The sequence below is a fragment of the Sulfitobacter sp. TBRI5 genome (assembly GCF_051013555.1).
Taxonomy (GTDB): Bacteria; Pseudomonadota; Alphaproteobacteria; order Rhodobacterales; family Rhodobacteraceae; genus JL08.
The window spans coordinates 4,155,479-4,165,505 of the sequence record NZ_CP112884.1 but is presented as its reverse complement, the minus strand read 5'-3'; the positions used below and the strand labels follow the sequence as shown (position 1 = coordinate 4,165,505).

At 55.8% G+C, this 10,027-nt stretch carries 10 protein-coding genes; 5 read left to right on the top strand and 5 right to left on the bottom strand.

What is annotated here, in order from left to right; genetic code table 11:
- Positions 1-234: 234 nt before the first annotated feature.
- Entirely contained in the window at positions 235-1,254 is a 1,020-nt protein-coding gene (locus tag OLX72_RS20610) for an IS110 family transposase (RefSeq protein ID WP_433989489.1), read from the bottom strand.
- 101 nt (positions 1,255-1,355) lie between these two features.
- Between OLX72_RS20610 and OLX72_RS20605 the strand changes: the two genes are divergently transcribed.
- Positions 1,356-1,529: a hypothetical protein gene (locus OLX72_RS20605; RefSeq protein ID WP_433989488.1), complete on the top strand. Its 174-nt coding sequence runs from the start codon at positions 1,356-1,358 to the stop codon at positions 1,527-1,529.
- Positions 1,530-2,269: 740 nt separating this feature from the next.
- Here OLX72_RS20605 and OLX72_RS20600 read toward each other — a convergent pair.
- Complete coding sequence (locus OLX72_RS20600; protein WP_433989487.1) at positions 2,270-3,199, bottom strand: endonuclease/exonuclease/phosphatase family protein; 930 nt, start codon at positions 3,197-3,199, stop codon at positions 2,270-2,272.
- A gap of 334 nt (positions 3,200-3,533) precedes the next feature.
- Entirely contained in the window at positions 3,534-4,469 is a 936-nt protein-coding gene (locus OLX72_RS20595) for an aldo/keto reductase (RefSeq protein ID WP_114870469.1), read from the bottom strand.
- A 14-nt stretch (positions 4,470-4,483) separates the two neighbouring features.
- Between OLX72_RS20595 and OLX72_RS20590 the strand changes: the two genes are divergently transcribed.
- Positions 4,484-5,053, top strand: a complete 570-nt coding sequence (locus tag OLX72_RS20590; protein WP_114870468.1) for an HNH endonuclease — start codon at positions 4,484-4,486, stop codon at positions 5,051-5,053.
- 402 nt (positions 5,054-5,455) lie between these two features.
- On the opposite strand, the gene OLX72_RS20585 is transcribed toward OLX72_RS20590, so the two are convergent.
- Positions 5,456-6,532 carry a tyrosine-type recombinase/integrase gene (locus OLX72_RS20585; protein ID WP_162798055.1) on the bottom strand — a complete coding sequence of 359 codons (1,077 nt, stop codon included), beginning with the start codon at positions 6,530-6,532 and terminating at the stop codon, positions 5,456-5,458.
- Positions 6,533-6,725: 193 nt separating this feature from the next.
- Here OLX72_RS20585 and OLX72_RS20580 point away from each other — a divergent pair, with 193 nt between their 5' ends.
- The 3 genes from OLX72_RS20580 to OLX72_RS20570 are packed head-to-tail and all read left to right on the top strand — an operon-like array spanning position 6,726 to position 9,105.
- On the top strand, positions 6,726-7,406 hold the full coding sequence (locus OLX72_RS20580; protein WP_433989486.1) for a hypothetical protein: 681 nt from the start codon (positions 6,726-6,728) through the stop codon (positions 7,404-7,406).
- The gene (locus OLX72_RS20575; RefSeq protein ID WP_162798053.1) at positions 7,403-8,512 is read left to right on the top strand and encodes an exo-alpha-sialidase; all 1,110 of its coding nucleotides are present in this window, start codon (positions 7,403-7,405) and stop codon (positions 8,510-8,512) included. The genes OLX72_RS20580 and OLX72_RS20575 overlap by 4 nt, the downstream gene beginning before the upstream one ends.
- Positions 8,509-9,105, top strand: coding sequence for a hypothetical protein (locus tag OLX72_RS20570; RefSeq protein WP_433989485.1), 597 nt, complete (start codon positions 8,509-8,511; stop codon positions 9,103-9,105). Before OLX72_RS20575 ends, OLX72_RS20570 begins: the two co-directional genes overlap by 4 nt.
- On the opposite strand, the gene OLX72_RS20565 is transcribed toward OLX72_RS20570, so the two are convergent.
- Positions 9,043-9,981: an AEC family transporter gene (locus OLX72_RS20565; RefSeq protein WP_114870464.1), complete on the bottom strand. Its 939-nt coding sequence runs from the start codon at positions 9,979-9,981 to the stop codon at positions 9,043-9,045. The two genes, OLX72_RS20570 and OLX72_RS20565, sit on opposite strands and share 63 nt — an antisense overlap.
- Positions 9,982-10,027: the final 46 nt, after the last annotated feature.

Below are 10,027 nucleotides of genomic sequence, written 5' to 3'. Positions count from 1 at the left end.
CCGCCTTTGGCAAGGGTTGATTTTGTCCTGTTGCGGTGATCGGTTGCTTTCATATGTCCGGCCTGTTTGTGCAGCTTGAAACGATCTGCTGGCCTTGATGGAAATCCGCTGGAGAGGTCCCTAATCAACCTGGCGCGCTTGTGAGGCGCGGTGAATCAGACGGGTTTGTCTCGCCGTTGGCTCGATCGTTACGCATCATTGACTGCCTTTGCCAATTCGGATCGGGCTGCGCAATTAGGCGGCAAGCCCAAAAGGTCTATAGGTTTCTCCTCGGGTGAGTACCGCCCATGCGATGCGCGCCAGTTTGTTTGCAAGAGCCACAGATACAAGCCGGAAGGGCTTTTTCTCCAGCAAATTATTGACCCAGTCTGTCATGGGTGTCGGATTGCGCTTCGCGTGCCGCATCACTGCGGTCGCCCCGACAACAAGCAATCTTCGCAGATATCGATCGCCTTGTTTCGAGATGCCGCCCAAACGGGTTTTGCCGCCTGTTGAGTGCTGTTTTGGGGTCAGCCCGAGCCAAGCCGCAAATTGCCTTCCCGAGCTGAACTGATCGGGGTCAGTCACGGTGGCGGCGATGGCGGTTGCTGTGATCACGCCGATACCAGGGATAGCTGCAAGTCTTCGGCTTGCTTCGTTGCTGGCGTGCCAGGCCTTCAGTTCTTGGTCGAGTGCACAGATCTCGTCGGTCAACTCAGCCATGCGCCGGATCCGGATTTCAAGGGCTCTGTGGGCGTAAGGTGGTAGTGTTGCATCTGCAAAAGCTTTATCAGCCACCTTCACAAGATTTGCGATGCCGGGATTTGCGACCAGCCCAAACTCCGCCAAGTGTGCCCGCAGCGCATTCGCAGCCATGGTTCTCTGGCGCACGATCAGCGCCCGGGTTCTATGTGCCATCAGAATGCTTTGCTGTTCGACCGTCTTCATAGGGACAAACCGCATCGTGGGCCGCCCCACTGCCTCACAGATTGCCTCGGCATCAATCGCATCGCTTTTTCCACGCTTCACGTACCCTTTGACGTATGAAGGTGGCATGATCCGAACGTCATGTCCCATCGCACTCAACGTGCGCGCCCAATGATGTGCTGTGGCACACGCCTCCACACCGATCAGACAGGGCGGTAATTTCGAGAAGAAGGGGATCATCTGCTTGCGGTGAAGCTTCTTGACCAGAACCGCATCGCCCGCTTCGTCGATGCCGTGAGCCTGAAAGACGCTTTTCGCCAGATCAAGGCCGAATGTTTTGATGTGCATTTGGTACGCTCCTTTTTTTGCTGCACTCACTTGCAGTACCATTCTAGGCACTGCGGTGGCAGCGGCGTCCACATCATCAAACTTCCAAAATGGAGGTTTGAATGAACGAGCAGCGGTTTACGGTGTCGGACATTTTGTGGCAGCGGCTTGAGCCGCATCTACTGGGTAAGGTCAGTGATGCCGGAGTCACTGCAAAGGACAATCGCATGTTTCTGGAAGCGGTCTTCTGGCGGGTGCGCACCGCGCCGTCGAAAGGCTGGACTTCGGCTATTTGAAGCGGGTGGGAGGTGCTGGTGCGCATGTATGGGCCCCCTCTGGGCAAGGGTTTGAGTTCAATGTGTGGAGAATGCCCAACCAAGACCGGGAGGCTTTTTTTAGTAGGCAACGGCGATCATGCACAAGTCCACTCGACAGATAAAATCAAAAAGGAGCCATCTTTTAGGCGCATTGTGATGCTACCGCTTAGAATGCTGATGCCCCCCCGCCTCAGCAAAAAAGAACGGCCCGTCGCATCTATTTCTCCCCAAAGCAGCGGCGGGCCGCTTTCTTTTTAAAAAAGCGATAGTGACTGTTCGTTGTAGAAGACTGCAACGCTTTGGCTGCGCAATGACCTGCTGGATCGCGACATCACTCCGGTCATTCCGCCGAAGTCCAACCGTAAGTTCCCGGCGGAGTTCGACAAAGACACCTACAAATGGCGGCACCTGATCGAAAACTACTTTGGCAAACTGAAGGAAAACAGAGGGATAGCTATGCGCTCGTGCAAAACAGACCCCAGCTTCAAAGCATTCATCTCGATCGCCGCTACAATCATTCACATCAGGTGAACGTCAACAGCCCCTAGTAGTTTGGCGCGAGGACACGGCCATTTGATCCCTATATGCTGCGCTATAGAGGTTCCATGACCTCGGTCAAAGAATGGAGCTTGACTCGGGCGGAGCCATGCTGTGGCAAGCAGGTTGAAGCCCTACAATTACTGAAATCTGATTATGAGCGAGCAAAAAAGTTTCGCTGATTAGAGAAGCGGAAAGTCCGCGTAGACGAGGGCATGGTCGCTGGCGTGGCTATGATTTTTCAATTCGTCATGAACAGCCATAGAGCCGAGTTCATAGAAGTATCGGGTCATTCCTGTTCGTACGATCTGGGGAACAGTTTGCGGATACTCCCTTGCCAATCGTGTGGACAGAAAAATGCGGTCTGGTCGTGAGTGAATATACGTGTCCGGCACTTCGAAGGTCCAATCTGTGCCGAGTGGCAGACGATCCAGAATATCCTCTGAAAAGCCCTGCTTTAACGGTGTGAGCGCCGTCGTTTTATTTTCGTTGCCCATCGACGACTCATTAAAGTCTCCTACAATCATCCAGCGTTCGGTTTCAGGCTTTGGAAAGCGGTTCTCGACGATAGTTCTTACAGCGCGCGCCTCGGCCTCACGCACAATCTGCGCCTTACCTTCATCCGGATAGGGCGCTTTGAAATGGCAGACAAACAATGTGAAGGTATTAAAGTCCAATTCGAGGCAATCGCGGCGAAAAAGCGGATGATCCCGAAGCTCTTCAGGTAAATCTATTAGCCCTAGGTCCGCTCCAGTGAGGTCCGCGTGGCTTTTGACTCTTAGCGGTTCCATTTTCGAGAGCACCGCCACGTCGAGACCGCGCCCGTCATTTCCTGGTAGACAAATACGGGTGGGGTAGGCAGGCGACCCGGCCGGAAGCAGAAAGTGCGTGTAAAAGAACTCAAGGGTCTCTGCATCGAATACTTCCTGCAAAGCAACAATATCGGCCTTTGCTTCCGCAATGACCTTTGCAGTCATGTGCCGGTCAGCAATATCCTGTTCGACCGATCGAGGCTGGTCGTCAAAATCCTGATCCATCGCGCCATCAAGAACGAGGTTCCCCTGCCTCTGGCGCAGTCTTAGATTTTGTACGTTGAACGTAGCCAGTCGCATTTATGGAACCTTTGGTCATTCAGATTTGCCCAGATTAGCCGAATTTGCCGACACGACCACATGTGACGCAATATCGGGATATTCAATGCTATTTGACGCTTGGTAGGAGAAAATAGGAGACCTTCTAGCTCGTACGAGTAAGCTCACATTTCTTAAGCCTGCGATGAATTGTTACCCCGAGGTCGACGATGCTATCAACACCAACAGCCTAGATAGCAGAACTTCGTGTCGTTCAGGCCAGCTGGCGCATTCGGCCCTCACCGGACATTGACCGATTTCGACGGCGCTACAGCACATTTCTAAAAGCGGACTTTGGCCAGTGTCCGTCGTCAGGTCAGATCTCCTCGGACCGATCTGTTGCTGGGGGTGGTGTTGGGGTGAGTGCGGTAAGCCGCGCGTAAGTTGCATCATCCATCTGATATTCGATTGCGTTGAGGGAAGGTTTTAGTTGGCTGGATTTGCTGGCGCTGAGAATTGGAGCCGTGATATTGGGATTGTGGGCGACCCAGGCAACGGCGAGAGTAATGGCGGAAATGCCCATTTCTTTGGCAACGTCAGAAAGAGCGCTTGCAGCAGCATGCATCCAGCTTTGGCCATAGCGCGCCTTGTACATTTGGTCATGCGTCAGTCGCCCCTCATCGCCGACACTGTATTTGCCAGTTAGAAGGCCGCCACCAAGCGGAGAATATGGCACAACGGCGATGCCTTCTGATGCGCACATAGGCAATATTTCAACTTCGGCCTGACGTTTGACCAAGCTGTACATGGGTTGCAGCATCTCAATCTTAAGGTCCAATGATGCCGCGACCCGAGCCGCTTTCATCACCTGCCAAGCCGCATAATTGGAAACACCGATGTGACCAACGCGCCCTGCATCCACCATTTTAGCCAACACCTCATATGTCGCTTCGAGCGGAACGTCATCTGACCAGCGATGCATATACAGCATGTCAACGCGGTCCATATTCAGACGGGTTAGGCTTTCTTCGACATCCTTCGTTATCGCTTCGGGACTGCAGTCGCCGGTCGACGCACATTTCGTGGCGATGAACAGGTTGTCTCGATCTGTGGCCGCAAATTCGCCAAGCAAGGTTTCGGACTTGCCGCCAGTATACCCATGGGCTGTATCAAAGAAATTGATGCCCGCCTCCCGTGACGCATCAAACATGGCGCGGCTATCAATGGCGTCAGCCTTACCGCCCCACTGCATTGTGCCAAAGCAAAATTTGGATATCGGGGTGCCGGCGGGGGTGCGAAGTTCAGGTTTCATGCAGCAACATTGGCATGATCTGTCTGAGAACAACAGGCATTCTGAGACGCTGGCAAGTGGCATGTCTGGTCGATATTGTTTGTGGCTATCGATTGAAGGACTTTAGCGAGGTTGGAGCAGAAGACAAAAACCGCTTGATCGCGGAATGTGAAGAGAAGATCGCCGACTATATTGAACGCCGGGGCAGCAACATCTGGCAGCATCGGTCTAACGCTAAGGGGTATGTCCCTGGGTCGATCCGCTACGAGGTTCTGAAACGTGCCAAATACCGTTGCGAACTATGTGGCGCATCTGCGGAAGAGGTAGCCCTGCATGTCGATCACATCATTCCGCGCAACAAGGGTGGTCAAGACGACCTCAGCAACTTTCAAGCGCTCTGCATCACGTGCAACATCAACAAGCGTGACCTTGACGATGCAGACTTTCGCGGAGTCGCGGAAGCTTATGGGTATCGCGAGGCAGAATGCGTCTTCTGTGAGGTTTCTGCGGATCGGATAATCGCCGAGAACGAGCTATGCGACGCGATCAGGGACGGGTTGCTTGCTCACTCTCCGTACCACCAGTCGAAGCAACTCTTTGTGTGACAGCGCCGTCCGTGCTTAGCAGCACATTGAGATTCATCAGCAGTCCCTTGCGACTTAAAGATTCTTGATCTGCCTACGACTTTTGCCCATGGCTGCGCAAATTAAGAGGTGGTGGCAGTGACGCTCACAAGATTCATGAACGGATGGACGGTGGGAGCCGCCAGTTCACTTACCCCTACCCAGAAGAACTTGTTGCTCAATACGTCACTACCACTATTGAGTGTAAGCGAAGGCTTTTGTCTCTTATAGGGGGAGCGGGTGCGACTTTTTCCCCATACTGCGTTCTCGATAGCACGCAGATGTGTCCCGCGACTGTCTGGACATTCTCTTTCTGCCGGATGGTGAGCGGCTACAGTTGCCCAATACAAGCGACGGCGATTATGACCTGACGTAAAATGACCTTTATGCTTCTAAGCATTTCGCTGTGACGTGGTCAGCCCATCGATCCATGACGGCGCGGCGCTGTTCAAGCAGGTCTGACCGATTGTAGGAGCGTTCCGTCTTGCTGCCGATCTTGTGCGCCAGCGCCGTCTCTGCGAGGTGCCAAGGTTCTTGCGTTTCTTCGGCCCAAGTGCGGAAACTGGACCGAAAGCCATGCGGGCGGGCCTCGTATCCTTCTCGCGCCAGATAGTGGGCCATGGCCGCGTCGCTGATGGGCTTGCCTTTATAGGCGCAGAACAGGAACCCCTCCCGCGCGAGGGGCCGCGCCAATTCAACAACCCGCATCGCTTCGTCAGACAGAGGCACGCGAAACTGGGTGCTGTTCTTCATGTTCGCCGCCGGGATGGTCCACACGTCGCCATCGAATTGATCGACATGCGCAAAACGCACCGGGGCCGAACGGGTCGCGGTTAGGATCAATAAACGCAGCGCCAGTTCAGTTGGGGTGTCGCCCAAGGTCGCGTACAGCGCAGGCACTTCGGCCCACGGCATCGACGGGATGTTCTGCACAACGTGGCGCTGATTGCCCAGCCGCGCCCGCACACGCGGAACTATGCGCACGTCAATCTCAGGCAGTTCTGTTTCAGCATAGCGCAGCACTTTGCCCAGCCGATCCAAGGCCTTCGCGCTGGCAGATGTCTTGGTGCGCCATATAGGGTCAAATGCCGCGTGTATGTCCTCAAAGGTCAGTTCACGAACGTCACGCCGCCCCAATGCGGGCAGCACATGGACCTTCACAGGCGACAGCCAGCGGCCAGCGCGCCCGCTGTCTTTCAGATCGTGGCGGTTCGCCTTGAGCCAACGACCAACCCAAGCGCGCATCGTGTGGGATCGCGCGCCCGACAGCTTGCCCGGTCCTGCATCACGACGCTTGCGGGCCTCTTCCAGACTAACGGCGGGATATACCCCCAGCGATTTCTCACGGCGACGACCGTCAGCATCGGTGAAACGCAACGACCAAGATTTGCTCTTTCCACGTACGAAAAAATACAGACCCTCGCCGTCTCCGTGCTTGCCATCACCTAACTTTTCGACCATTGTTTTGCTTAACTTGTGCTTCATTTGTCTACCAATATGTCTACCACTTAGTTGTTGCGCTGTGTTACATTCTGGTACATGAAAAGCTACTAGAATGATATAAACAAGGCGAATTGTGTCACGGTGATACGGTGCGTTACACCTCATAGGTGTTTCTCGACCGCACCAATCCTTGCAGGGGAAGCCGGATTTTATGAAGAAACCCTTGCAAGACCTGTCTGCACTCGAAATCGGTTTATACGTGCTTTTGGCCGGCGTTCTGGCTGCCGGGGTCGCGATCGCGGCCTATGATCCTGTGATGTATGTAAACTGGTATGTTCCCGAAGACGGCGTGATCGAATATGCAACGGCAGGGTTCCTGCTGGCCGTGGCGGGTATCAGCCTGTGGCGTTTGCTGGTGTGTCGGGGCGCAAAGACCGGCTGGTTCAGCGCGATGATGGTCTTTACCACCGTTCTGTTCATCTTTGGTGCGGGCGAAGAAGTGTCCTGGGGACAGCGCATCTTTGGCTTTGAATCAAACGCGTTTTTCCAGGAAAACAACGATCAGGCCGAAACAAATCTGCACAATCTGATGGTGGGCGAGGCGAAAATCAACAAGATCATATTCGGCCAGTTGCTGACGCTGTTTCTGGTGCTGTTTTTTCTGATCGGGCCGTTTTTCTATGCACGTTCCAAACGGCTGCGCGTTCTGGTGGACTGGTTCTATATTCCTGTCCCTGCATGGCATCATTCACTGGGCTTTGTTCTGGCGCTGATCGCAACCGTTCTGATCGCGGACGGAAAGCGCGCGGAGTTAAGCGAATTTGCCCTGTCGATCCTGTTGTTTCTGATTGTTCTGCGACCGCGCAATGCGGCCCTTTTTGCCCGCGCATGACGGGCAGGCTGGCGCTATTTGTTTTGTGTTGCGCCCTTGCGGGGCTGGGGCTGGTCTTGCGCCCGGCGCTTGAATGGCGCTTTGCGCTGCCTGATGTCACGCCTGATCCGCGCCCGCCCGCCTTTGAAATAGTTTTTGACTACACTTCACCCGTCGGTACCGCACACGCACCGGCGATAGACGTGACAGAAGACGGGTTTGATCTGATCTGGTTTGACGGATTGCGCGAATCTTCGAACGACACGCAGATTTTCCGCACGCGTCTGCGCGAAACAGCAGCCGGATGGCAGGCTGACACGCCGGCACCGGTGTTCAGCCGCCAATCGCTTACCTCGGTGATGATGCCGCCGCAAACGGTACTGACGCTGGGCAACAGCGTCGAGTTTCATGCCAGACCGGGCGATTTTCTGGCGACAATCGTGTCTGTGGGCGGCTGGGCCATGTCATCGGTCGCCGCGGTGGACATGGAAAACGGTGTGCCTGTTTCCACGCGCAAGCTGAACCTGTCGCCACTTCTGAACCGGTCCTATCTGGTCAAGTCGCCCATGGTGGAGTTCGCCGATGGTATCGACGGGTTGCCGGTTTATTTCGAATTGGGCAATGCCTATGGCGCGCTGGCGCGTGTAACCGCGTCGGGACGGGTGCGCGGCAAAAGCCGGATGGCCGGCGGTGTTGCCAGCATCCAGCCCATGATCGTATCGCAAGATGCCAAAAACGCCGTGGCCTTGCTGCGCAATTTCGATCGCGACAGCGACAGGTTGCTGGCCGCGTGGACAAGCGACGGCGGCCAAAGCTGGAGCAGGCCCGCGCCTTTGGCACTGCCCAATCCCAACTCTCCGGTGGCGGCGCTGGGCCTGCCTGACGGGCGTATCCTGATGGCCTTTAACGATCACGCGCAGCTGACGGATACGATGCGTCTGGCGCTGTCAGCGGATGGCGGGCGGACATGGACGAAAGGCAAAACACTGGAACAGGGGGCAGGGGCGGTACGCTACCCGATGATGCGCTACCTGCCGGACGGGCGAATTGTCCTGACCTATTCGGTGGATGGCAAGACCGGCATACGTGCGCATGTCTTCACCCAAAGCTGGGCCGTGGCGCAATGACGGCGGTCTATGAACTTTGCGCGGCGGCGGTGGTATTCGGCTGGTGCATCAGCCGCATTCTGGGGTTGGTGGTGTCGCCTGCGCGGGCGACCGCCTTGGGCTACGGGCTGTCTGCGGTTATTGTTCTGCTCAGCTATTCCAGCTTTCTGACGGGTATGTTTACCGCACTTCTGGCCCCTTACGGTGTTTTATTGCCGGCCCTGGCTCTGCAGAATTCGGCGCACGGTCTGGGGTTTCAAACGAAACCTTACAGCATCGCGGAAATGCTGGCGGCCTTTGGTCTTTACCTGTTTTTCCTGATGGCCTCGGCGGGCGTATTCGAATGGGATCCCTACAGGTACGGATACGGCGGACAGGGCGCGGCGATTGTGGCGGTGCTGCTGTCGGGCTATGCGCTGTGGCGCGGCCATATCGTGTTGCTGGGCGTGGTCATAGTGGCGCAGGCGCTGTGGTTGCTGGATATCGCAAGTTCCAACCTGTTCGATCACCTGAGCCATGTCTTGCTGGTGTTCATACTGCCGATCACAATCCTAAGACGCGCCACCCAAAAGCCCCAGCCAGACCCAGACAGTGAAAATCGACGCGCCGGTTGAAATCAGAACCGACGAGGCAGCAACGCGCTTGGCGCGGCCGTACATATTGGCGAAGATATAGGCATTAAAGCCCGGTGCCATGGCCGCTGTCACAACACCCGATCGAAACGCGTCAGCAGGAAGCGACAGGGCGGTGCCAAACCCCCAGACCAGCGTGGGATGCAGCAGCAACGCGAAAACGCACACCATCGCAATTGTTTTCAGATCGCCTTCGGGCTTGTACTGAACCAGAACACCCCCCAGCGCAAACAGGGCCGCAGGCAGGGCCGCGCGGATCATCAGATCCATGCCATCGGTCAGGGGCACCGGCAGGGTAAAGCCCGAAAGGTTCACCACAAATCCAAGGGCAATTCCCGCGATCAGCGCATTGCGGAACATGGCCTTCAACGTGGCGCGCGCCATGGTCCAGCCGCTTTGCCCGCGGTTGCGGGTGATTTCCATGACGGTGATGCCCAGCCCGTAGCAAAACGGTGAATGCAGCGCGACGATGGCGTAATTGCCCTGCAATGCGCCAGCCCCATAGGCGCGTTCCATGATGGGCAGGCCCAACAGCACGGAATTGGAAAACAGACAACAGAACCCGATCACGATGCAGTCTTCCCACGGTCGGGCGAACAGCAACCGCGCACCCGCTATACCGGCAGCAAAACAGATGGCCGCGCCGGCATAGAAACTGATCAACAGACGCGGATCGAAAGACGCGCCCAGATCAAGCGTGGAAATGGCACGGAACAGCAAAAGCGGGATGGCGAAATTCTGGCTGAACCGCATTAGCCCGTTGACGTTTTCAAAGCTGAAAAAACCGGTGCGCGTGGCACCGTAGCCGGCGCCGATTACCAGAAAAACCGGCAGGATGACTTGGATCAGAGCATTCATGTCGGATAATCCGCTTCCGTCAGGTGCGGGGGGCGCGGTGTGCGTG